The 23389-nt window shown below is 66.5% G+C and carries 13 protein-coding genes; 5 read left to right on the top strand and 8 right to left on the bottom strand.

From position 1 onward, the window contains the following. Positions 1–108: 108 nt before the first annotated feature. A complete protein-coding gene (locus tag QMX83_RS00325; RefSeq protein ID WP_282294735.1) occupies positions 109–1032 on the bottom strand; it encodes a LysR family transcriptional regulator in 924 nt (307 codons plus the stop codon). Positions 1033–1172: 140 nt separating this feature from the next. On the opposite strand from QMX83_RS00325, the gene QMX83_RS00320 reads away from it, so the two are divergent. Further along, entirely contained in the window at positions 1173–1874 is a 702-nt protein-coding gene (locus tag QMX83_RS00320) for a pirin family protein (protein WP_282294734.1), read from the top strand. Positions 1875–1933: 59 nt separating this feature from the next. Here the strand turns inward: QMX83_RS00320 and QMX83_RS00315 are convergent, their stop codons facing one another. The 5 genes from QMX83_RS00315 to QMX83_RS00295 are packed head-to-tail and all read right to left on the bottom strand — an operon-like array spanning position 1934 to position 8216. After that, positions 1934–3676: a putative porin gene (locus QMX83_RS00315; protein ID WP_282294733.1), complete on the bottom strand. Its 1743-nt coding sequence runs from the start codon at positions 3674–3676 to the stop codon at positions 1934–1936. Positions 3677–3718: 42 nt separating this feature from the next. Then, positions 3719–4396, bottom strand: coding sequence for a TonB family protein (locus tag QMX83_RS00310; RefSeq protein ID WP_282294732.1), 678 nt, complete (start codon positions 4394–4396; stop codon positions 3719–3721). Positions 4397–4401: 5 nt separating this feature from the next. Then, positions 4402–4812: a biopolymer transporter ExbD gene (locus QMX83_RS00305; RefSeq protein ID WP_125362183.1), complete on the bottom strand. Its 411-nt coding sequence runs from the start codon at positions 4810–4812 to the stop codon at positions 4402–4404. Between the two features lie 11 nt (positions 4813–4823). After that, positions 4824–6614: a DUF2341 domain-containing protein gene (locus QMX83_RS00300; RefSeq protein ID WP_282294731.1), complete on the bottom strand. Its 1791-nt coding sequence runs from the start codon at positions 6612–6614 to the stop codon at positions 4824–4826. Between the two features lie 30 nt (positions 6615–6644). After that, positions 6645–8216 carry a ShlB/FhaC/HecB family hemolysin secretion/activation protein gene (locus QMX83_RS00295; RefSeq protein WP_282294737.1) on the bottom strand — a complete coding sequence of 524 codons (1572 nt, stop codon included), beginning with the start codon at positions 8214–8216 and terminating at the stop codon, positions 6645–6647. Positions 8217–8480: 264 nt separating this feature from the next. Here QMX83_RS00295 and QMX83_RS00290 point away from each other — a divergent pair, with 264 nt between their 5' ends. Continuing rightward, complete coding sequence (locus tag QMX83_RS00290) at positions 8481–8804, top strand: hypothetical protein (RefSeq protein WP_282294730.1); 324 nt, start codon at positions 8481–8483, stop codon at positions 8802–8804. A gap of 7 nt (positions 8805–8811) precedes the next feature. Here QMX83_RS00290 and QMX83_RS00285 read toward each other — a convergent pair whose 3' ends face one another. Beyond that, positions 8812–9258, bottom strand: coding sequence for a general secretion pathway protein (locus QMX83_RS00285; RefSeq protein ID WP_282294729.1), 447 nt, complete (start codon positions 9256–9258; stop codon positions 8812–8814). Between the two features lie 105 nt (positions 9259–9363). Here QMX83_RS00285 and gspH point away from each other — a divergent pair, with 105 nt between their 5' ends. Genes gspH through QMX83_RS00270 form a run of 3 tightly spaced genes read left to right on the top strand, consistent with a single transcriptional unit; the run spans position 9364 to position 10780 of the window. Next, positions 9364–9813 (top strand): type II secretion system minor pseudopilin GspH, encoded by a 450-nt coding sequence (gene gspH, locus QMX83_RS00280; protein WP_282294728.1) that lies wholly within the window; start codon positions 9364–9366, stop codon positions 9811–9813. Then, positions 9810–10169, top strand: coding sequence for a type II secretion system minor pseudopilin GspI (gspI, locus tag QMX83_RS00275; protein ID WP_282294727.1), 360 nt, complete (start codon positions 9810–9812; stop codon positions 10167–10169). Before gspH ends, gspI begins: the two co-directional genes overlap by 4 nt. Beyond that, positions 10166–10780, top strand: a complete 615-nt coding sequence (locus tag QMX83_RS00270) for a prepilin-type N-terminal cleavage/methylation domain-containing protein (RefSeq protein WP_282294726.1) — start codon at positions 10166–10168, stop codon at positions 10778–10780. Before gspI ends, QMX83_RS00270 begins: the two co-directional genes overlap by 4 nt. Positions 10781–10896: 116 nt before the next feature. On the opposite strand, the gene QMX83_RS00265 is transcribed toward QMX83_RS00270, so the two are convergent. Then, complete coding sequence (locus QMX83_RS00265) at positions 10897–23262, bottom strand: filamentous hemagglutinin family protein (RefSeq protein WP_282294725.1); 12366 nt, start codon at positions 23260–23262, stop codon at positions 10897–10899. Between the last annotated feature and the right edge of the window lie 127 nt (positions 23263–23389).

Below are 23389 nucleotides of genomic sequence, written 5' to 3'. Positions count from 1 at the left end.
GGGCTTGCCCGGCTGCTGTTGGCGCACGCAAAGAGCAGCCGGGCAAGCCCGGCTCTACGATTCCGCACGCGACCGTTGTGCCAGCCGCCTCACCGACAGATCAGGCCGTCACAGCCACTGCGCCATCTGCGCCCACCATGCCTCCATGTGGCCGGGCTCGCGCAGCCGCTCGCGCCACCAGCGCAGCGCGGCACCCTCCTCGCCCGTGCGCCAGGCCAGCCAGAACGTCTCGTCCGGCTTGGGCTCCTCCACCTCGCGCACCACCAACCGGCCCTGCGCCAACGCGGCCTGCACGTAGGGCTCGGGCAGGAAGCCAAAGCCCAGCCCGGCGCATTGCAGGCGGAACTTGCTCAGCATGTCCGGCACGGTCACGGTCTCCTGCCCCATCAGCAGGCCGACCGTGCGCGGCAGCAGGCGGCGCGCGGAATCGGCCACGGCAATGGCGCAGTGCTCGGCCAGTGCATCGCGTCCGAGCGGCCCGGACACAGCAGCCAACGGGTGCGACGGAGCCACCGCGAATACGAAGCGCACCACTCCGAGCGCTTCCACCACATAGCCACCGCCACTGGGGCCCTCGCCCGCCGCACCGACCAGCAGGTCCGCGCGGCGATCCAGCAACGCCTCCCAGGTGCCACTCAGCGCCTCGCTGATCAGCCGCACCCGGGTCTGCTCGGCCACGTCACTGAAATCGGCGATGTCCTGCGCCAGCAGCGCCGGCTGGAACATAGAGTCCACCGCCAGGGTCAGCTCGGCCTCCCAGCCCGAGGCGACTCGACGCACCCGCAGCTCCAGTTCGCGGGCGGCCCGCAGCAGGTGCCTGCCCTCCTCCAGCAGCGCCTGCCCGGCCTCGGTCAGGTCCGCCCGCGGGCCGACCCGGTCGAACAGCTGCACGCCCAGGTCCTGCTCCAGCTTGGACACCGTGTAGGAAATAGTCGAGGGCACCTTGTGCAGCGCCTTGCCGGCGGCCGCGAACGAGCCGCGGCGGTCGATGGCGTCCAGGATCTGCAGGGCGTCGAGGCTGAGCTTGAGCATTCGAAATTTTCGATGATGGCTTGCAAAACTATCCGTTTTTCAAACCCGGAGCGCAAGCGGATACTGGCCGCAACAGGAAAGGGACGGGGCCAACCCATCCCGGACCATCATCGAAACAGTCGAACACCGAGGAGAACACCATGCTGCAGATCCGCAAGAGCAACACCCGTGGCCAGGCCAATCATGGCTGGCTGAACTCCCAGCACACCTTCTCGTTCGCCAACTACTACGACCCGCGCTACACCAGCTTCGGCCCGTTGCGGGTGATCAACGAAGACAAGGTAATCGGTGGCCAGGGCTTCGGCACCCACAACCACAGCAACATGGAGATCGTCTCCTACGTGCTGGGTGGTGCGCTGGAGCACAAGGACTCGATGGGCACCGGCTCGGTGCTGCGCTACGGCGACGTGCAGCGCATGAGCGCCGGTAGCGGGGTCAGCCACAGTGAGTTCAACCACTCGGCCGATGAGACCGTGCACTTCCTGCAGATCTGGCTGTTCCCGGAGGTCGAAGGCATCGCGCCGAGCTACGAGGAGACCCACTTCACCCCCGAGAGCAAGCGCGGCCAGTTGCGCCTGATCGTGTCCGAGGACGGCCGCGATGGCTCGCTGAAGATCCATCAGAACGCGCGCATCTATGCCGGTCTGTTCGATGGGGATGAGCAGGCGCGGTTGGAACTGGCTCCTGGACGCGGCAGCTATGTGCAGGTGGCGCGTGGACAGGTCAAGGTCAACGGCATCACCCTGGATACCGGCGATGCGCTGCAGATCCGCGACGAGGCGCAGGTGACGATCGAGAACGGGCGCGATGCCGAGGTGCTGGTGTTTGATCTGCCGTTGTGACGGGCAAAATGCGGGCATGAGGGTTGCATCCTGCACCCCCATGCCCGCTCCCGCCTTACTCAGAACCCGGTATTGAATTCCAGCTGGAACACGTCGATGGCCAGCGGTGGGCCAAACACTTCCTTGGCCGCCATCCACTTGCCGCTCACCCAGGTGCGGTGGTCGAACATGTACGCGCCGCCCACGTAATAGCCGCGCGCGTTGGTGCCGCCCAGGTGGAAGTTGGAATCGTTGTACGCATCCGGCAGCGCATCCGGCTCGATCCGCTTGTAGCCCAGCAGTGCCTGCCACTGCCCCTTCTGCTTCAGCTCGACATCGCCGAAGGTGGCCTGCAGCATCCACGCGGTGTCGCCGCTGCGGAACGATTCGGCGGTGGTGGTGCCGCCGTTGCCGAAGTTGTTGACGATGCCGCCATTGGCACGGGTGAACATCGCATTCTGGTCATAGGCCAGGTTGCGGATGTAGTCCGCTTCCAGGCGCATGTCCATGCGATGGCTCAGTGAAGCGTCCCAGCGCAGGTTGAGATCGGCCAGGCGGAATGCCGAGGCCAGGCCCACATACTGCGGGGTCGGCGTATTGGCCGGGTCCAGCGGATTGAGCGCGATGTCACGGAGCAGCATCAGGGTGTTGCCCTTCTGCATGAATGCCGGACGCGACCAGTCGGTGTCGCAGCCCGGGGCACCTGCATACAGCAGGCACGGCGAGGACACCTTGCCGCTGATGTTCTTGTAATCGTAGTAAGCCACGGCGGCACGCACGCTGTGGTTGTCATTGAAGCGCCAGTCGATGCCGACCTGCGCGCCGCTCAGCCACTTGTTCTCGTTCGGGGTCTTGACCTGGCTCGCGCTGGGCGAGTTGTCCGACGTGTACTCCAGCGGCACCACCGCCAGGTTGCCGAACACCGACCAGTTGCCCTCGCCCTGCGGCGGGCTCAGGAAGTTGGCCGCGAGGCCGTCGAAGTTCAGGTCATTGGAGAACAGCGTGTCGCTGGACCAGAACGGATTGCCGAAGCGACCGCCCTTCACCGTCACCCAATAGGTGGGCGCGTAGGACAGCCACACCTGGTCCAGCCAGATGTCCTTCTTTTCCATGCCGCCACCGAGCGTATCGGTGGTCGACACCGGACCGTCGCTGCTGCCGCTGGCCAGGCGGATGCCGGCGCGGGTGCGTTCGCTGATCTCCGCTTCCACGCCCAGTCGCGCGCGCACGCGCCACAGGTTGCGGCGGTCCTGGCGGCTGTTGCGCAGCGGCGGCAGGTCCAGGTTGGTGTTCGGATTGGTGTCGTAACCGCTGCCATCGTTGATCGCGGCCCAGTCGATCTCGATGTCGCTGTTGCTGTCGGAATAGAAGCGCGATTCGTTGCGCACGCGCACGTCGCCGGCGACCTTGATCCGCTTGGTCCATTCGGCCACTTCGTTCGGCGAGGCCCAGCCCTGTTCGCTGGCCTGCTGCATCACGTCCTGGCGTACTTCATCGCGAATCTCGTCGCGCACGTGCTGCGGCACGTAGGGGACGCGTACGTCGCCGACTTCCAGCGCCACGCCACCGGTCACCGCCGCTGCAGTGCCGGCCTTGCTGGCTTCGGCGGCAGCGGCTTCCGCTTCGGCCTGGGCCAGCAGCGCCTGGCCGTCTTCAGGACGCAGCGCACCGCTGGCGATCAGCCCGCGGATCAGCTTGATCATGGTGGTTTCCTGCGCGGCCATCGCCCCGGACGGAGCCGCCAGCGCCAGCAGCACGGCGCAGCAAAGCAGCACCCGGCGTTTCGGGCGGGGAAGTAAAGCGGTCGGGTTGCGCATGTTCATCACGGATCTCGCAGCAAAGGGAAAGACAGGAAAGAGAAGGCGTCAAAGACCGGGCCGGCGGCCCTGCACCAGCACCCGGGCCGGGAAGGTCAGCGAGGCCGGTGGGCGCTGTTCCACCTGGCCCAGGCGGCGCAGCACATCGACCACCGCCGCATCGGCAGCGTCGTTGCCGCTGCCCCGATTGAGTTCGACGCGGGTGATGCGGCCGTCCGGATCCATCCACACGTCCACGTGCAGGCGGAAGCCCAGCCGTTTGACCCGATCGTCTCGGGCAATCGCCTGCTGCATCACGTAACCCAGGTAGCGCCCGTAGCTGGCATTGCCGGCCCCACCGGGGCCGGTGCCGCTCATGCCGCCGCCACTGCCCGAACGGATGCCGAAGCTGTCGGTGCCCGCCTGTGCATCCGCATCCATGGTCACCGGGTCGGAGGTGTCCGGCGTCGGCTCAGGTTCGTTGCTGGGCACCGGCTCCATCGGCTCCGGTTCCGGCACCGTCTCTTCCGGAGGGGTTTCCGGTTCGGGCGGTTGCTCCGGCGGCGGCGGGGGCGGTGGTGGGGGGGGCGGCAACGCCAGCATCTGCGGCGCGTTCACCGGCCTGCGGGTGCTGGCGGTGTCCTTGGTCAGCAGCCATGCGAAGAACGCCACCAGCAGCGCCGCCGCAGCAGCGCACAGTCCGACGGTGATCCAGAGTTGCCGGCGTTTGTCCGGGGAACCTGACATCCGCCTTACCCCTGCGCCTTGCCGGTGACCAGGCCCACCTGGCTCAGTTCAATCCGTCGCAGCAGGTCCAGCACTTCGACCACGCGCGCGTACTGTACTTCCGCGTCGCCGCGCACGATCACCGGGAAGTCCGGATTGGTCGCCTTTTCGGTGCGCAGCCGGTCTTCCAGTTCCGCCAGGCTCACCGGGTAGGCATCCAGGAACACCTGGCCACTGTTGTCCACGGTGATCGCCTTGGTCTTGGGTTTCTCCAGCGCGGTGGAATTGCTGGCCTTGGGCAGGTTGACCTCGATGCCGGGAATGCTGGCGTTGCTGGTGAGGATGAAGATCACCAGCACCACCAGCAGCACGTCGACGAACGGCGTCACGTTGATGCCCTTCTCGCGCTTCTTGATGCCGAACCGCTTGCGTGCCATGCCGGTGCTCCTCAGGCCACGGCCGGACGCGCGGTGGCGGCCGGTTCGCTGCGGTCGAACTCTTCGGCCAGGCGCGCGGTGAACTCGTCGACAAACACCGACATGTCCGCGGCAATCGCTTCGGCACGCGAAGCCAGCCAGTTGTAGCCAAACAGCGCGGGAATCGCCACGCCCAAGCCGGCGGCAGTACACAGCAGCGCCGCGGCCATGCCCGGAGCCACCGAGTTGATGTCAACCGCGCCGGCCATGGCTGCGACCACGAACACCAGCATGATGCCGATCACGGTGCCGAACAGACCGATGTACGGTGCACCTTCAATGGTGGTGGACAACCAGTTCATGCGCTTGGACATGCGCTCGGTTTCACGCGTGACTTCTGCGTCCATGGTGGCGCGGATCGAGGTGATCGCTGCGGCGGTCAGACCGTGGTGGTGCGAGCCGCGCCCGTCCATTTCCTCCATCGCGATGCGGTACAGGCGCCACAGGGTGGAGTTCTCGCGGATCTGCGTGGACAGCGTGCCATTGCGCTCCAGGCCCTGCAGCGTGGCCACCGGAGCACCCGTCACCTTGCGGTACTGCACGGTGAAGGCTTCATTGGCCTTGGCCACGGTACCGAAATAGCGACTCTTGGCGATCATGATCGCCCACGACAGCAGCAGCATCAGGCCCAGTACCGCGACCACCACCCAGGCATCGACCGGCATCGCCTTGAGGATGAAACCGAAGTGGCTCTGGCCGGTAGTCTGCTCGTCAGCCCCGTAGCTGGCCAGGCGCGCATCGCCGCCCTGGCTGGCGAAGTCGGCCTGCAGCAGCGCTGGCGAACGCGCCGCGCGCGAGAGGCGCAGTTCGTCGATCGCCCCGTTGAAGTTGGCCAGCGGCGTCGCCGCGCCGGGTGCTTCGGCACCGATCACTGGCGCGCCGTTGAAGGCGGGCAACGCGCCGGCCAGCTCGGCAATGGCGCGGCCATTGAGATACAGCTGCAGCGTGCCTTCGGACGCGGTCAGGGCCACATGTGCCCACTGTCCTTCCGGGATCGGCTGCGCCAGCGTGCTGCGCTGGCCGTTGAGCTGCACGAACGGTGCGCCGTTGGCGAGGCCGATCAGCAGTTCCGCCTCACCTTCGCGACGACTGTACAGCGCCTGCTCGCCGGCCGGTGCGGCCGGCTTGACCCACGCCGAGAAAGTGAACGGTGCACCCGCCTGCTGCGCCAGCGAGGCGCTGGCCGGCAGCGGCAGCGGGCCTTCGCCGAGCTGCGCGCCGCGCCCGATCACCGCGCCATCGGCGGCAGGTACGACCGCACCGGCGTTGTTGCCGTAAGCGGTGGTGTCACGCGCCGGCGCATTGGCTTCGGCGAAGTGATAGACCAGGGTGTAATCCGGGTCGAATACCTGCTGGCCGTTGCCGCTGGCTGGAGCCTTGGCATTGCCGTAGTACATCCAGATGGTCTGCGGTGCGTTCGCGGCCAGACCCGGCACGTCCACCCAGACCAATGCCATGCCGAGTTTGGCATCGAACTGCTCGACCTGATGGTTGAGCACGGTGCGGCCATCGGCGGAGATGAAGCGCAGGTCCTTGCCGCCGTCAGCCACGCCATCGAACGAGAAGTTGCCGGTATGCAGGCGCAGCAGCACCGGCGTGCGCCCGGGATCCGCGGCCAGGCCTGCGCCCTGCGGACCGGCATCCAGGGTGATCGGTTTGCGGTAAGGCCATTCGGCCTGCCACCAGTCGGTGCTGGCGGCGGTGGCCGGCAGCGCGACCAGCGCGGCGAGCGACAGCAGCAGTCGGGGAAGTAAACGGGCCATGCGGAATCTCCGGTACGACGCGCGCACGCGTCAATAGCTGGTGCTGAGGTTGAAGTTGAAACGCGGGTCGTCCTTGGACGTGGTCGGCCCGTCGCTGTAGGGGTAGCCGTAATCCAGGCGCAGCTGCAGGTGGTCACCAAAGCGCAGCGAGGCACCGATGCCGAACGAAGCGAGGTTGTACTTGTCGTCCTGCTCCGGCAGCGGCTTGCGCAGGCGAAGGTAGGCCGCGTCGGTGAACGCATAAAGCCGTGCATCCAGCCAGTTGCCGGCACGCAGCGCCGGGGTGCGCCATTCCAGGTTAAGCAATCCGCCGTAATCGCCAATCGCCTCGGCCGACAGATAGCCGCGCACCGTGTACATGCCGCCGGCGGCATATTGTTCGGCCGAGACCAGCGGCGCATCGGTCATCTGCAGCGAGCCGCGCGCATACCACTGCCAGTCACTGGCAAAGGTGTGGGTGTTGGCCAGCTCGCCCTTGAGCACCACGAAGCTGGGATCGGCGCGATAGCGCTTCTGGTCGAACTCCGCGGTGTCGCTGCCGTAGCCGAACAGGCGGCGCGTGCCGACCACCAGCTGCGCATTGAAGTTGAGCACATCGGCTTCGCCCTGACGCACACCGGTGATGCCGAAGGTGATCGGCGCGTACTTCAGCGGTGTGGTCATGCTTTCGTCGCCGAGGCGGGTGTCTTCCTGGGTGTCCTTGAAGTCGACGCCCAGGCTCAACTGACGCCACCAGGCGGCGCTGCTTTCCAGCTGGTAGGTCAGCTTCAGGCCGAGCGAATGACCGTCGCCGAGCACGCTGGTGCCGCCGCCTGCTCCGCCCTGCCCGCCCACATCCAGCACCTGGCTGTCCGATTTGTAGCCGTTGAACTCCAGCCCCCACGGCGTGCCCTCGAACGGAGCCACATACGATGCGGAGATCACCTTGGCCTGGTCGGTGTCCTGCGGCGCGGTGTACACGCTCAGGGTGGCGCTGTGGCCCAGCTGCCACAGATTGTCGTGGCCGATCGACGCGCTCAGTCGCAGGTCTTCGGTGTCGGCACTGTGGTCGTTGTTCAGCGCCGCACTGGCGCGCCACGGCGAGCGATCTTCGACCTGCAGGTCCACGTCCATGGTGCCCGGCGTGCTGCCTTCCTTGACCAGTGGCATCACCTGACGGCGGCCACCGCGGTTCAGCGCGGAAAGTTCGGTCTGCGCGGCATTGAAGTCCGGCACCTTGCCCTCAGCCAGGGCCGGCACCTGCTCGCGGATGCGCTCGGGCGACTCGTGCCTGGCCCCCACCACGCGCAGCTGGCCGATCGGGGTCTGGTTCACTTTCAACAGGACCACGCCACCGGTGACCTGCTGCTCGGGCAGTTCCACGAACACCGACTGGTAGCCAGCCTGCTGGTACAGCGCCGACAGCGCGTCACGCGCGCTTTCGACATCCTGCATGGTCTTGTCCGGCCCGAGGAACGGGGTGACCGCCGATTCGATCTGGCGAGGGGTCAGCACCGTGTTGCCGCGCACCACGTATTCGTTGATGGTGACCTTGGCCGCTGCCGGGGCCGCCTCCTGCGCGTCCTGCGCCCAGGCCAACAGCGGTGACAACAACGCGCCCATGGCCACGGCCAGACGGCGGCGCGGAGAAGCAGCAAGGGCGGAACGGCGCTGTGGGGAGTTCATCAGAGGCATCGCGTCGCATCGGGGAGAGCGGAGAAAGCGCCGTTGAGCGCCGGTTCCTCTTCAGGACGTGTACGGTGCGTCAAAGCCGACAGAAAATTTTCCAAAGGTGCGGAGGTCGCCATTGCCGTTGGTCGGAACGCTGGCGGCTTGTGGCCGTGGTTTCCGTCTTGCAGATGGAGACCGAAATTCCCGGAGCGCGTCATGTCGATTCTGTCCGTGCTGGTCACCGTGGCCCTGGCCACGGGATGCGATGCACCGCGCGACCTGCCGGCGGTGCCGGTACGTGCACCGGCTCCGGCCTGTGTGGAGGTCGTGGTCAATGGCGAACGCGTGCGTCCGTGGACCTGTCTGCAGGAAAAGTTGACCCCACCGGCGACGCAGCCCGCACCAGCAAAGATGTCCGAGGCTGACAAGCTGATCCGCCAGCCGGGCAACCAGATGCTGCAGTACAACCTGGAAGGCACGCGGCAGCGTATGGGCAATGCCCTGGGCAACTCAGTGGTGCCGCAGCGGCCAGCACGATGAATGCGACTCAGCGCGCGCGCACGATGCTTTGTTCGGGCAATGGCGGTAGCGCGGGTACCGGCAGTGGGGTGGCGTGGCCGGCCTGTTCCAATGTGACCGTCTCGGCACTGATGGCGCTGACCACGGTGGCAGGACCCAGCCGTTCACCCACCGCCACCGCCTGCGGCGACGCACCGTTCACCGACAACAGTGCCAGCGGGGTGTGGTCGCCGGCGAGAACGCCGAGTACCTGCACCTGGGGTTGCACCGCACCGGGTGACATCAACGACACCAGCGGCGCTGTCAGCGACGGGTCTACCGGATGCGGGCGTGGGGCAGACAACTGCACGCGGGCACCGGCGACGCTGTCCTGCGGTGCGGCGAAGGCCCAGGTCCAGTACACCAGCACCAGCAGCAGGACGCTGCCGGTCAGTGCGGTAAGCAGGCGATTGCGATCCCAGAGACGCATGTCCATGCAGGTGTCCTTGCCGTGCCGTATGCAATGACGCTAGCAGGTGCTGCTGACGCTTTTGTTTCATCAAGCGGCCGTACCGTAAAGCCGGGCCAGGAGACAGCGCTGATGCCACGCCGGCACGCACGCGGATTCACCTTGATGGAACTGATGGTGGTGCTGGTGATCATCGGCGTCTGCGCCGGCGGCATCGGCCTCGGCATGGGCACCCTGCTCGACCCGCAGCGCAAACTACGCCAGGACGCGTTGCAGCTTGCCCAGCACCTGCAGGTCGCCCGCGATGAAGCCCGCATCGACGGCCGCACGATCCGCTGGCAGGCAGACGCAGAGGGCTACGCATTCAGCCGCCGTGACGGCGCGCAATGGGTGACGCTGCAGCGCGACGACCAGTTGCGGCCACGCCAATGGCAGGCCTCCGAGGTCAGCGTGCGTCCGCGCGACGGCATCGAACTGAGTCCGGAATGGATCGGCACGCCGTGGGAACTGGAGATCACCGCCGGTGCACAGCACCTGCGGGTGACCGATGACGGCACCGGTGCGATCACGGTGCAACCATGAGGCGGCGCACGCGTGGTTTCACTCTGATTGAAGTATTGATTGCGCTGGCGATCGTTGCGGTGGCACTGGCCGCGGTGATGCGCGCAATATCGGTCGCCACCGACGATCAAGGCCGCGTGCGTGATCGCCGCCTGGCGTTGTTGTGCGCACAGAACCGGTGGGAAGAACTACGCCTGCAGGCGCAGCCACTGCAGGATGCACGCTGGCTGTGCGACCAGGGCCGCAGCCGATTTCTCGGTCTGCAACGCATTGAGCGCAGTGATGGCCTGACCACGGTGCAGCTGACGGTGTTTCTCGAGCAGGCTCCGGACCAGCGGCTGGTGTTGATACGCACGCCTTGGAGTGGCAGCCCATGAAACGACAGCAAGGTGGCTTCACACTGATCGAGGTGATGATCGCGATCACGGTGATGGCGCTGCTGAGTGTGATCTGCTGGCGGGCGCTGGACAGCGTGGCCAGCAGCGACCAGCGCCTGCGCGCCTCTGATGCCGAGCTGACCGCGTCGTTGCGCGTACTGCAGCAGCTGCAGCGGGATATCGAAATGCGTGCGGACGTACGGGCCGAGGGTGAGCGGTTGATGCCGGCGGACGAACCTCAGCGGTTGCTGCCCGGCGCGCTGATCACCGCGCGTGACCCCGGCGGCAGTTTCTCGCTGGAGATTACCCGCAGCGTGGGCAGCGAAGGCACGCGCTGGCAGCAGGTTCGCTGGTACCAGCAAGGCGGCACGTTGCGCCGTGCGGCCGGCGAACCCGCAACGCAGTTTCCATTGCCGGCCCCGGTGCTGGGACAGGCCTTGGTAGTGGCGCAGGATGTGACCCGGTTTGACGTGCAGGCCTGGCAGCCCGGCAAGGGGTGGCAGGTGTTACCGGTGCAAGGCGAAGGATTGCCTGCGCAAGGCTTACAGGTGCTGGTGCACCAGCGCGATGCGCGCGGCCCGCAGGTATTCCGGCGGGTATTGCCGTTGTGACCTGACGCGGAATCCCGCGTCAGGCGTTCATGGCGATTATCGAACCGTAGAGCCACGCCCTGCGTGGCTACGCGGTGCTGGCCAGCATTCGTACCACGCAGGGCGTGGTACCTACGTCACCGCCGAACAGTCTCCTCCGCCTGCGGGAACTGGAACGCGCTGTTCGGATCGTACGAACTGACCGGCTCAGACGCCTTCGGCTTCGGCTCCACGCTGCTGCTCGCGCCAAACCCAAGCACCTGCACACTGATCTCCGAAGGCCGGTTCTTGCGCGCGTCATCCTGCGTCTTGCGCATCACATCCTGCGCCGCCTGGCTGGCACTGTTGGCGGCCGCACTGGCCGAGCTCAGCGCATTGACGTTCACCGTCGCCAGCACCGGCAGACCCGTACTTTCGCCCTGCACCTGCACGTTCGCCGCATTAAGCACCTGCAGCGCGGCCAGATTGACGTTACCCGACACACGTATACCCGCCTCACCCGCGTCAATCGTGCCCAGCGGCGCAATCAGATCCACGTCGCCCGCCGGCACTTCGGCGATAGGGGCCAGCGTGGCGATACCCGCGCCGGTGGCCGGAGCCTGCGGCGAGAGATTTACGTTGCCCCACTGGTCATACACGCGCAGCGCCGGGGTGTACTGCACCGAGGTCAGCGCACCGCGACCGGCGTTGATGTCGCCGCGTGCCGACCACGCCTGAATGTCGCCACCGAAGGTGGTCATCACCCGCGACAGGCCGAGCAGCAGGCTGCCATCGCTGAACATGCGGATGTCGCCCTGGCCCTGGGTGACCACACCGGCCGAGGCCGGCGGCACCACACCCTGTGCGCCCACCACGATCTGCCCACCCGGGGCCATCATCTCGATGTTGCCGCCGGCCTGGGTGCGTACACCGGAGCCGCCGAACATCACGATGTCGCCGGTACGGTCGATGGTGGCACCGTTGGCATCCTTCTCCGGCAGCAGCGTGGCGATCGCCTCGCGGCCGCGCAGGTAGGAACCGAAGCGCGGGCTGTCCGGGTCGTTGTACTCGCGGCCACCGGCACGCAGTTCGGCGTGGTAGACCTGACGCAGGAAGATCCGCTGCTGCGCTTCCGGTAGCGAATCGAACAGCGCCAGTGCGGCATCGCCCTTGGCCGGCACACCGAAGCGGTCCTGCAGCCAGGTTTCCAGCTCGGTGCCGTACAGCTTGACTGCCTTGCCCGGCTGTTCGGCCAGGGTGCGTTCCGGGTCGGCCAGGTTGTTCGGGTCCAGGTAACGGTCGCGCAGCGCCGCAAAGTCGAGCTGTTCGTTGCCGGCGGTGACCGAGATACTGGCACCCGGGCGGGTGTCGCCCTGCACCAGGCCACCGGTGGTGGTGATGCTGGCCCTGTCTTCCTGGCGGATCTGGCGACCGGCGCTCACTTCCAGATCGCCCGGGCCGGCGATGCGGATCGGGGTATGGACGATGTCGCGGCCGGCTTCGACAATGCTGATGTCGGTGTCGGTGTTGTTGAGGCCACCAATGTCGCTGAGCAGGATGTCGCGGCCAGCGCGGACGTGGACGGGAGCGGCGACGTCGTTGTAGGTGAAGACGGTGCGCTTGTCTCCCGAAATGCGCTGCAGTTCCCACTGCTGACCGGTGCGCAGGCCGATGATGTCGCCCTGTGCCGCATAGAAGCGGTTGGGGGCACTGCCATTGGCGCGCAGGTCAGTGGACTGCAGTGTAGGCGCACCGAACGTGAACAGTGGCAGGCCACGCTGCCCTTCGAATGAGGGAGCCTCCACCGACACGTTGCCCGCGACCTGGCGGGCGTCCTTGCTGGCCACGAAAGCGGGTTCGAACGGCGTAGGAAGTCGGGCATCTGAACCGCTGCTGCTGATCGCCATGGCCCCCGGGGTAGCCAGGATCGAATCAGCGGCCAATACCTGCAGCTCACCGTTTGCGGACGGCCGTGTCATCAATACGTGATTGGTCTGGTCCGACGCTTTGTCCAACTTGATGCTGCCGCCAGCGGCCAGCAGCCGGATCTTCGACGGCAGCATCCAGTAACTCACCGAGGATACAAAGTTCTCTGCGCGCAGGTCACGCCCCATTTCGTGGCGGGTACCCATCAGGGTGGGGGTGAGGTCGCCGCCGGCGGACACCAGGTCAAGCGCAGTGTTGTCGGTCCAAAGCGAGAACCAGGAAGTGCCCGCTGCGGTGCTTCCGTCCGCCGTCGCCACGGCGTTGTAGTTGACCACCGCCGCGCGTCCTGGGTCCGTCACTGCCCCCAGTACGGCATCTCCGCGTGCCTGCAACAGTGCATTCGCATCGCCCAGCACCAGTACGGGGCCACCCATGGCTTCACCGCGCTGGGCAATGAACGGATCCGAGGGAATCGTGTTGTCCAGCTTCTGGTAGCTTGATGCATTGGTTGCAATACCGCCGACGCGGGACGCCTGCAGAACCAGTTGCCCGCGCAGGTTCACCAGCGTGCCATTGAGTTCCAGATTCTGGAAGTTGTTGTTGTTGATCTGCGAGGTGGCCTGCAGGTTGGGATTGAAGGCCCCGGCGCTGCGCACATGCAGGTCGCCACCCCCGGTCAGCACCAGTTCCCCATCATGGACCCGACCTGTCGAACCGACCACCGCGTTGATCGCGGTCGAGTGTCCTGCAAAGGAGGTGCTGGTCAACGCACCGCCCTTGGCTTCCCGCACACCCGCCGTACCGCCCGCTTCCAGGCTGAGGTTGCCGCCACCAAGCGTACCAAACCCGGTGAAACCGACCATCCGAGGCGTATCTGAACTGCTGCTGCGGGCCCTGACATAGGTACCGAAGTTGATCCACCAACTGGTGCTGGCCGGATCGACTCCCGCGGTGGTGCCAGAGCCCTGCCGCCACAGCCAGTTACCCACGCTGCTGCTGGCCGCATCCGCGTACACGGAATCCGAGAATCCATCCAGGGACGCGCTCTCGGCCCAGGTATCACCAAGAATGTCAGCACCGGCGGCGACCAGCAGATTGCCACCGGCGTCCGGATACCACGCACGGTAAGCAGCCAGCACTGCGTCGTACGCGCCACCTGCCTGCACCGGACCCAACAGTGAGGAAAGTCCTGGCAGTGGTGCACGCGCAGGGTCGAATGCGACATCCAGGTCCGCTCCCAACGAGGTGGGTGTGCCGGCGGTATACACGCCAAAGCCGGACCGCATTGCCACATCCCCTGCCGCAAGCAGATTGAGGTCACCGGTACCGGTGCGCAGCACGCTCCATGCGGGACTGCCGGGACGGCTGGCGTACAGGGTTTCCTCGACCCACTCTCCACCGCCGTAGCAGAAGGTGGGATCCAGAGCGCACAACTCATCCTCGGTGTAGCCGATCATCTCAGCCAGTTCGCGAACCGGACGGTCGGCAAAACTCTCGTCACCCCACAGATTCAGCGAACCTTCGCGGGTCAGCAGGCGACCTCCGATTTCACAGTAGGCATCGCCAAGCGCACACAGTTCGTCTTCGGTGTAACCGATGGCCTCAGCCAGCTCGCTTACCGGCTTTCCGACCCAGCTGTCATCACCCCAGATTTCCAGCGAGCCCTGGAGCGTGACCACGCGGGTTCCGATGAACACACTGGTGGTTTCCACCGTACGGATGGTCGAGTAATGCGTATCGGACAGGATCAGATTGCCCGTGGCACCAAAACGGCGCGTACGCATGTCTGCCGCCTCGGTATCCGCACCGGCCACGACAGTGATGTCCCACGAGGTGGTGCCTTCCGGCAGCATGGCCGCCAACGCCCAGTTGCGGCCCTGGTTGCCGTTGGCGTCGGCGGGGCGCAGGTTGACCGGGGTGTTGCCCGCAAGCACGATCTCGGTCATTGACGGAATCAGCGAACCGGCCTTGAGTTCCACCGCCGTGCTCAGGCGCATGTCCGCCGGCAACGGAACACCTGCCGGCCACTGCTGCGCCTGCACTGCCAGTGCGCTGTCCAGGCGGAAGCCCGCACCCAGCGTCGAACCCGGGCCCAGACTTAACGGCGCGGACAGCACGGTGCCCGCCGCCAAGACCTGGCCGTCGGCGGTGGTCACCGACGCGCGCAGTACCGTGCCGGTCGCCAGTTGCAGGGTACCGGCGATGCGCGTGGGCATCGGCACTTCGGTTCCGGCCGGCAGCGTCATGGCGCGGAAGGGAATGGCGTAGTTCAAGGTGGTGCCGGCCGAGAAGCGGGTGTTTGCCTGCAGGCGCACGCCACCGATCGGCACAATGATGTCGGCACCGTACGGTGTCCGCGCGTCACCGCTGGCGCCGGGCATCAGCAACCAGCCGCCTTCGTCGGGATTGCTCGGCGGCGGCGCGAAACCGTCGTTGATGCTGCCGTAGAGGTTGATGTCACCCTCGGCGCGCAGCACCAGCGAACCGGATTCACCGAAGCCGCGCCGCGACGGGTCATTGCGGTCTGCCTGGGGACCATAGCGGTAGCCGGAGAGATCAATATCCCCGGACATCACCAGGTCGCCGCGGCTGTTGGCTCCGCCGGCGTAGGCAACGATCTCCACGCCGGGACGCAGGCGGTAGCTGCCCAACGCGGCAACGCGCTGCTGCAGGTCGGTGTTGGCGAAGGCGGCATCGAACCACGCGCGGTTGTCCGGATCCACCACCTCGTCCAGCCAGGTCTGGGTGACAAGCTGCGGGCGGTTGCCGTGCACATCGTCAGCGCTCGCCAGCGGCGCATCGGAGTATCGGCGGAACCCGTTCAGCTGGATCTCGCGCGCGCCGTCGATGCTGACGCCGCTGGCCACATCAATGCCGGCGTCGTTGCTGCCGACACGCGGCACGTTGAGGCGCAGCATGCCGCGGGGCGCGCCGTCATTCTGGCCAGCGGCCGTGCCCACTGCCAGGTCGGTGCCGCTGCGGAGGTCCAGTTGTGCCGCACTGCCCAGGGCCACACGGCCCTGGCTGCTGGTCAGTTCGATATCCGCGCGGTTGGGGCTGTCGATGATCTTGCCGTAGCTGTCCACGCGCAGGCCAGTACCGTGCGCATCCAGCGTGCCGTTCACCTGCAGCAGGTCGCGCGCGGCCAGGCGGATGCTGCCTACCTGCACGCCGCTGGCGTCAACGCGTCCATTCACCTGCAGGCTGCCACCGTCAACGCTGATGTCGACCTTGCGGGCCTTCACTTCATCGCCAATCACCAGATCGCCTTCATCCAGCTGGAAGGTGCGTGCACCGGTGATGCCACCGGCGGTGAGCCGCTGGTTCAATCCCTGGAAGTCCTCCAGTTGGCGCGCATGCAGCACCAGTTCGCCGCCGTCCCAGGGTACGAGGCTGCCGCCGGCATCGGTGGTACCGCTGGCCCCGCCGAGCAATGTGCCGGCCAACGACACGCGCCCGGCCCCTGCCCCGCTGGCATTGACGGTGAGACGTCCACCGCGGTTGTTACGGGCCGAGACATCGATGCGTGAGCCTGCATCGGCAAGTATGTCGCCCGACGCCGCGCTCAATTCAATGTCGCCGCCCCAGCTGTACTTGTCGACGTCCAGCAGAGTAACGGTGCGCCCGGCCAGGTCGAGGTCGGCATTGCCGCCCAGCGTAATGCCGCCATCGGCCTTGGCGCTCAGGCGACCGGACGCCAGCTTCAGGGTGCTGTCGAGGACGATGTCGCGCGCCTGCAGCGACAGCTCGGCCCCCAACGCGGCGTTGTCGCCGGCCGCGCTGCCATTGCCGTGCATGGTCAGCATGCCACCGGTGCGTACTGCCAGCTTCGCGGCATCGGCACCGGTGAACAACGGTGTGGTGATGTCCAGCTCACCCCCGGTGTAGGTCCAGCCCTGTCCCGCCACGTAGTCGCCCTGCTGCTGGTAGACATCCAGCGTTCCCTTGCCGGAAAACAGCACGCGGTCACTGGCTTGCAGATTGACCGAGGAGAACCCCAGCAGTTGACGGTTGGCACTGGATTCCGAGTTGCGTCGGGTGGACGCGGGCGAGCCCAGCTCCAGCGTGGAGGCCACGATGTCCAACCGCCCCGCACCGAGGCGGTCGACCATGGCCGCGCCCTGCGGCGTGGTCGCACCGCTGCCGATGGCGGCCTGGGGTGACGCCATGGCTCCGTCCCACAGCAGCGTGTCGGCTACGATCCGGGCGCGGTCATCCGCGTTGCCGTAGCCATGGATCGCGGGGGCACCCAGCATCAGTTGCTTGAGTTGGCTCTTGCCGGTGACTGCGTCACGGGTGTCCAGCTCCACGCTGCCGATCACGTTGATGGCATCACGTGCGCTCAGGCTGAGCGTTTCAAGTGCCGGGGCCTGGATCGCGGTGTTGCCTTTCAGCAGATTCTGCAGCATGTCCTGGTTGAGCGTGAGACCGGCCGGCAGACCGCCATTCGCCGCGAATGCAGCAATCGCATCGGCCTGGCCCAGATTGATCGCCGAGACCGCCAGGCCCAACCGGCGCGTTCCGTAGCTTGCGTTCTCTCCAATCTGCAGGCGACCTTCGGTCGCGGCGGTGATGCTGCCTTCGGACACCACCAGTGCCTGCCCCGCGCACGTGGTTTTCAGACAGGCACCGATGTTGATATCAACGTCGGCCACACTGCCATTCGGCAACAGGTTGATGTCGCCGTTGGACACGGCAAACACCGCAGCCCCATTTTGACCCTGATAGAAGAAGCCGTCGCTGGCGTCGTAGGAAGCGGCTCCCTGGCCAAGGGTGCTGAGCGTGGCCCCCTGTTCGACGACGATTCCCGCGCCGCCCTGCTTGGCGGTCAGGATGATCTCGGGCGCGTAAAGCGCTGCCCCGTCATGGACGCGTACTGTAGGTGCCAATGCGTTTACAACCGCGGTGGGGGATGTGTACGCCCCCACATCGAAATCGCCGCCCAGAACCATGCGAGCAGGTGCCAGCGCATTCAATGCTTCCGCCTCCAGCACGGCACCGTGCCCTTCCGGTGCGGACGTGGCGGCCGCGATGATGTCCAGCGGACCGCCGGTGGTGGAGACAACCACGCTGCCGGCGAAGCCGGCGCTTCCTGCCGCGGCCCCCAGACGAGTCTGGCCGGCGACCTTCAACGCCGAGGTGCCATCGCGACTGGCATCCGGGCTGAGATCCAGCTTGAGGCGACCGGCATCCACGGTCTGTAGTCCGCGCGGCAGGCCCCGCCGTTCCGCATCACGGGCGACGAACGTGTTGTAGGACGTCTCGTCGTAGCCGGAGTGGCGCCGCACCATGGCCGCCGGCGTGATCAGCATGTCCGTCAGCAGCGGCGAAATGTCCGTGCCCAGCCCACGTCCCTGTCGGCCCGCGACACGCCAGGAGCCGGTGCCGGTGGCGATCGCACCGGCGACGCCATTGACGCCCGTGCTGCCCAGTTCCACACGGAACGCACCCGGCTGCAAGGCGAACGACGCAGGCAACAGGGTGTACGTACCGGCAGCCAAACCGGGCACGCCCTCCGGCACCACGATGCGCTGGCCCAGTGCCGGGTCGGCGCTGCCCTGGGACAGGCCAGCCGGTGCCACGCTGCCGCCGTAGCCGGGCAGGATCGCGTAAACGGGATTCCCCGAGGCACTGAACGCGTAAGCCGGATTGGCATCAGCGAGCGCGTTGCGCAGGATATCCACCGAACCGCCACGACCACTGACATAGGCCGCACCCGTCAGCTCGCCGCCACCGGACATGTCCAGCAACGCGCCGAAATCCACCTTGGTCTGCCGCGCCTTGAAGGTGATGCCGATCGGATTCGTCCCGGCAATCCGGCCACCCACTTCCTGCGGCTCGACCGCAGTACCGTCAAGGTACCACTGCAACCCGTCCACGGTACCGCCGTACGGCAGCGAAAGCCCTGCGGCGCTGGTGGAGGTGATGCTGCCGTCAAGCAGGCGCACCTGTGCGCCTTCGGCCTGGTTGCTCACCCCACCGATGAGCACCTTGCCGAGGGGTGCGCGTACCACGCCGCCCTGCTCTACGTTGGCCCCTACCAGGCTGATGCTGCCAAACACCGAGGGAGCTGGAGCCGGCGTATCGCCGTCGGAGCGGAAAATCCGCAGAAGCGCGTCTGCGTTCTGCCAGACTTCAACCTCCTGACCGATCTGCTCGGGTGCCAGGCCAACTGCAATTGCCGCATACGTACCCGTCGTCGGGTAGATCTGAGCCGCGGTGATATCCAGTGCCGATGGTGCAGCCAACTGGGTGAAGCCGCTGCCGACAACGTTGTTGCCTCGAAGCAATCGAAGATCGCCAGTGCTGCGCAGGTCCACCTTGTCGAAGCCGGTAAAACTGACGGCGTCACGCACATCGATCAGCTCGGCGGATGCGGTGAGCTGGTTCCCCGCGCCCTGCGCCAATGTCGGCGGTGCGGGTCGTTTCATGTTTTCGCCGGTGACAGTGCGCCAGTTACCCTGCGCGAAGCTCAGGTACGGTGCCGAGAGAGCCAGGGTACCGGCGGCTGCACTCGGTCGGAAGCCGATGCTGCCCAGCAGGCGCAGGCTTCCGTCCATCGCCAGCGACAGCGCTCCGTCTGTACGGACGTCGCCGAACAGTGACAGATGGTCGAAGCCGCCCTGCGCGATCTGTTCCAGGCTCAGATAGCCATGACCGTAGACCGGCGCGTCGTTGTTGAGCCCTTGTTCGCGATCCTGTCCCAACGCGAGCTCACGCGGAACCAGCACCGCGTCCACGGCAGTGGGGCCATATACGCTCCCCCCGAAGGCAACGCCCAAGGTGCCACCCTCGGCGCTGACACCGCCCGCCGCCGCCTCCAGCGCGCCTTGCAGGTACAGCGCGTTGGCCGATCGGATGACGATGCGGCCACCGTCGGTGTCCACCTGCTGCACGCCCTGCCCCTGTACGTCCAGCCGCTCGCTGGTGCCCGAGGCCAGCAATCGGGCTCCTGCGTCCACCACCACGAATGCATCCACCGAATCGGCCACCGCGTTGCGCGTCTCCCAGTCGAGATCACCACCGAGGGTGATGCGACCACCGGCGTTGACGATGCCCTGGCGGCGGCCGGACGCGTCGACCGCAACGAAACTGTCGGCACTGGCGTCAAGCACGGCCGTGTCGCCCAACCGCCACGTGCGCGTTCCAGGCATTGATGGATACGCCCCCGGCGTGTAACGGACACCTTCGAGCGCAATCCGGCCGCTGCGTGCGCGCAGTGTGCCGTCCACTGTGATGTTCTCTGCAGCGCGCAGCAGGATGCCGTTCCCGCTGTCGACCTCCACCAGTGCGCCCTCGCCCACGCTTACACTGCCGCCCGCAAACAGTCGCTCGGAGCGCAGGGTCAGGTCCGCTCCCTCACGACGGGTGACCGCACCGCTGCCAGGATCCACCTGGTAAAGCGGGGCCTGCCAGGTTTCCAGCGCTGCCTTGTGATCAACTGCTGAAAGCGCACCTGTCGTTGGCCTCACGCTGGGCCGCAGCACGTGCAGCTGGACGCCTTCTGGCACCACCACGCCCGCATGCCCGTTGATGTCGTAGGAGGAAAATCCGCTGGCGAACATGCTCGTTTCAAGCGTAAGCGCATCATCGACGGGCGCGCCGCCGATCTGGACCTGCCCCCCTGTCTCCAGCAGGAACGCGCCACTCCGGTTGAGGCCCAGCGCACTGAATCGTGCGCCGTCCCCCAGGTGCACGCGACCGGAGCCGTCACTGGGCACGTCCGCCACGTCGGCGCGCAACGCCACGCTGCCGGCGTTGCCAACCATGATGTCGCCCTGCACGTCCACCCGGCCGCCCGCGTCGACGATCACCTCGCTGCCCGCGCCCATCTGCACGTCGTGGCTGTTCTGCAGGTCCAGCTGGCCACCATTCACCCACGCCGCCTGACTGTCACGTTCGGGCTGCATCAGGCGGTTGGTCCATGTCCCACTCAGGTCGATGCGCGCCCCATCGCCAAGACCCACGCTGCCGCGACCCTCCAGCAGGATTGCCTGCAGATTGCCATTGGGCAGTGTCTGCAGATTGCTGGCGCTCAGCGAGCCGCCATGCGCGGTAATGTCGCCGTCGATCTGGACAACAGCAGCGGTAAACACCAGCGCCGCTCCGTCCTGCAGGCGCAGGCTGCCTTCCGTGTGCAGGGTGCCGCGGGTCAGCAGGTCCAGGCTTCCCCATTGCTGGGCGCTCAGGGTGTCGGCGTCCATCCAGAAGGTGTTGCCGCGGCTCGTATCCAGCGGAGCCTGTAGATCCGCCAGCGCTGGCAGCCCAACCGTATCGCCCAGGCGCACGTCGGTGGCGAACCCGCCCTCGCGGCCGCGCGCACCGTACTGGCCGAGCAGCAGCGCGGCATTGCGCGCCACGGCGGTCTGCGCCTGCGTGTAGCCGTCCTTGCCTGCATCGGGGCCGCGATCCTGACGTACGCCCTGGAAGGTGCGGGTATCGATATCACCGTCCAGCACCGCAGTGGGAGCGGAAATCACCAGCTGGCCCGCATCGCGGCCCACGGTGTATCCGTTCTCCACCCGTCGCTCGCTGGCGATCAGCGGATTGCGGAAATTCTCGGTGACGCCCCAGCGTTCATGACTGCTTTCAAAGCCACGATACAAACCTGCGAACAGCATGGCCGCCGGCGCGTCATCCAGTCGATACAACTGCCCATCGGTGCCGCGCAGCCAGGTCTGCTGGATGGTGCCACTGGCCACATCCAGGCTGCCACCGGCCAGGTTGATCCTAGAACCGGCCTGGGTGATCACCTCGTTGCCGCCCAGCAGCACACTGCCGCCCTGCGCGGCCCATTCGCTGACCGAGTGTCCCTGCGTGCCCAGATAGCCGCCGACCTCCAGCAGGCCACCGGCCGCGTACCAGCGTTCGGCCTCATAGCCACCGGTGCCCGCCGCGACATGAATCAGCTGGCGGCGATCAATCCACGCCTCATTGTTGTTGAGACTGTTGAGTTTGCCGCTGTCGCGGTTGTCCGGGGAATCGCGCAGTTCGTTACCCTGCACGTTGATCTTGACGTTGTTGCTTTCCATCGAGACCTTGACCCCGACCGCACCGGATACGTCCACGCGTGCGCCATCGGCCAGCGCACTGCGCCCGGCTGCGTCGACGACCACCTGTCCGCCTGTGGCCAGGGTCAGCGACTGACCTTCGAAAGCCACATTGCCGCCGGATACGATCTCGATGCGCGACTGATCGCGCCGGTCCTGCATGCGCGACAGATTGTCGAACGTACCCGTATTGCTGGTGGCACGCACGATGTTCTGCGCGGACGACTCGGCGATCAGGGCATCCCGCTGGCTGTCCAGCGCGGTGGTCTTGCCGTCGTCCTCAATCAGCACGGCCGTGGTGGAGCCCTCCGCCAAGGTGACCGAACCCGTCCGATCAGCCAGCGAGTTGAGCAGGTGCACCGTGCCGCGCTGGTTGACCGTGGTGGTGGCCACCGCCACACCCGCCTGTTCCACCGTGCGCCCGGCCAGGGTGATGTCGCCCTCGCGCGCCTGGATCAGGCCCGAGTTGGTGACCGTGCCTGCCGTGCTTCCGGCAGCCAACTGCGGGGCAATTTCGTTGCCACGGGTGGTGGAAGCCGTGTTCTGCGCGGTTCCCACGCCACGGCGGATGATGAAGGAATCACCGGCCGCCAGCTGGGCCTGCCCTTTCACTGTTTCGATCTGGCCGGCGTTCTCCACGTTCTGGCCTGCCAGCAGCACGTAGCCGCCACTGCGGGTGGCGGTGCCCGGCACGTGCGTGGTGATGCGTGCGCCGCGTTCGACCAACACATCGCCCGCAGCATCAGTGAGCGACGCCATCGTGGCATCGGCCCCGAACAGGCCGTTGTCGTTGAACTGCGCGTCGCTGATCCGGGCCGCCGCCGCCACCAGGTTCCGGACGTTGATCTGGCTGTTGTTGCCAAACACCACGCCGTTGCGGTTGGCAATGAACACGCTGCCCGGTGCCTTGATCTGGCCCAGGATCTGGCTGGGCCGGGCGTTGGGATCATTGACCCGGTTCAGTACTGCCCAGTCCGCGTTCTGGCCGAAGCTGAGCACGGTGTTGGCCCCGACATTGAACGTCTCCCAGTTCAATATCGCTTTGTCTGCAGTCTGCTCGATGCTGACTTCCACCTTGCCATCAGCACCGGTCTTCTGGACCGCGTCACGCGCGTTGATCCAGCCGCGGGTGAGCGGATTCTCATCCACCTTCAATCCGCCCTTGCCCAGACCGTCCGCGACGATGTAGCCGGCATTGCGCAGATTCTGCCGCGCCTGTTCCTGCATGCGCTGCTGCAGTGCGATCGCCTGCGCCGCACTGCCGAGGTTGTCGATTGACTGCTGCAGCTTCTGCCGCGCCGCATCCTGCTGCTGGGTGGGTTGCCCGAAGTTGACCGGCGCACCGTTGGGCATGCGCCCGCTCTGCGCCGCCGCGTTATGGGCCGCGCCCTTGTCGGCGAACCAGGCCGGGCTGAAGGCCTGCTGCGCACCTGCAGGTACGGCCATGGAGCCCAGTGCCACGGCGATGGCCCAGGCCATCGGGTGGTTGCCGAGGGTACGGCGGGACGCGGCGGTACCGCGCAGGGCAGTCGAATGCAGGTGCGACATTGAAACCTCGTCAACCGGAAGGTACGCCCGGGCGGGCGGATACTGAATGGGTAGGGCCCCTACCGAGTGCGGCCCTTGCACCTGATAGACGGGGACCAAGGGACAAAGCCGACAAACGAGTCTGGCA

The sequence above is a fragment of the Stenotrophomonas sp. PS02289 genome (genome assembly GCF_029960115.1).
In the GTDB taxonomy this organism is placed as follows: domain Bacteria; phylum Pseudomonadota; class Gammaproteobacteria; order Xanthomonadales; family Xanthomonadaceae; genus Stenotrophomonas.
This window is presented reverse-complemented; position numbering and strand designations above follow the sequence as displayed.

What these genes read in the sequence shown, in the direction of transcription:
- QMX83_RS00270 (WP_282294726.1), top strand. Translation starts at nt 10,166, where the DNA reads ATGAAACGACAGCAAGGTGGCTTCACACTGATCGAGGTGATGATCGCG.
- gspI (WP_282294727.1), top strand. Translation starts at nt 9,810, where the DNA reads ATGAGGCGGCGCACGCGTGGTTTCACTCTGATTGAAGTATTGATTGCG.
- QMX83_RS00315 (WP_282294733.1), bottom strand. Translation starts at nt 3,676, where the DNA reads ATGAACATGCGCAACCCGACCGCTTTACTTCCCCGCCCGAAACGCCGG.
- QMX83_RS00285 (WP_282294729.1), bottom strand. Translation starts at nt 9,258, where the DNA reads ATGGACATGCGTCTCTGGGATCGCAATCGCCTGCTTACCGCACTGACC.
- gspH (WP_282294728.1), top strand. Translation starts at nt 9,364, where the DNA reads ATGCCACGCCGGCACGCACGCGGATTCACCTTGATGGAACTGATGGTG.
- QMX83_RS00305 (WP_125362183.1), bottom strand. Translation starts at nt 4,812, where the DNA reads ATGGCACGCAAGCGGTTCGGCATCAAGAAGCGCGAGAAGGGCATCAAC.
- QMX83_RS00295 (WP_282294737.1), bottom strand. Translation starts at nt 8,216, where the DNA reads ATGGGCGCGTTGTTGTCACCGCTGTTGGCCTGGGCGCAGGACGCGCAG.
- QMX83_RS00310 (WP_282294732.1), bottom strand. Translation starts at nt 4,396, where the DNA reads ATGTCAGGTTCCCCGGACAAACGCCGGCAACTCTGGATCACCGTCGGA.
- QMX83_RS00325 (WP_282294735.1), bottom strand. Translation starts at nt 1,032, where the DNA reads ATGCTCAAGCTCAGCCTCGACGCCCTGCAGATCCTGGACGCCATCGAC.
- QMX83_RS00290 (WP_282294730.1), top strand. Translation starts at nt 8,481, where the DNA reads ATGTCGATTCTGTCCGTGCTGGTCACCGTGGCCCTGGCCACGGGATGC.
- QMX83_RS00300 (WP_282294731.1), bottom strand. Translation starts at nt 6,614, where the DNA reads ATGGCCCGTTTACTTCCCCGACTGCTGCTGTCGCTCGCCGCGCTGGTC.
- QMX83_RS00265 (WP_282294725.1), bottom strand. Translation starts at nt 23,262, where the DNA reads ATGTCGCACCTGCATTCGACTGCCCTGCGCGGTACCGCCGCGTCCCGC.
- QMX83_RS00320 (WP_282294734.1), top strand. Translation starts at nt 1,173, where the DNA reads ATGCTGCAGATCCGCAAGAGCAACACCCGTGGCCAGGCCAATCATGGC.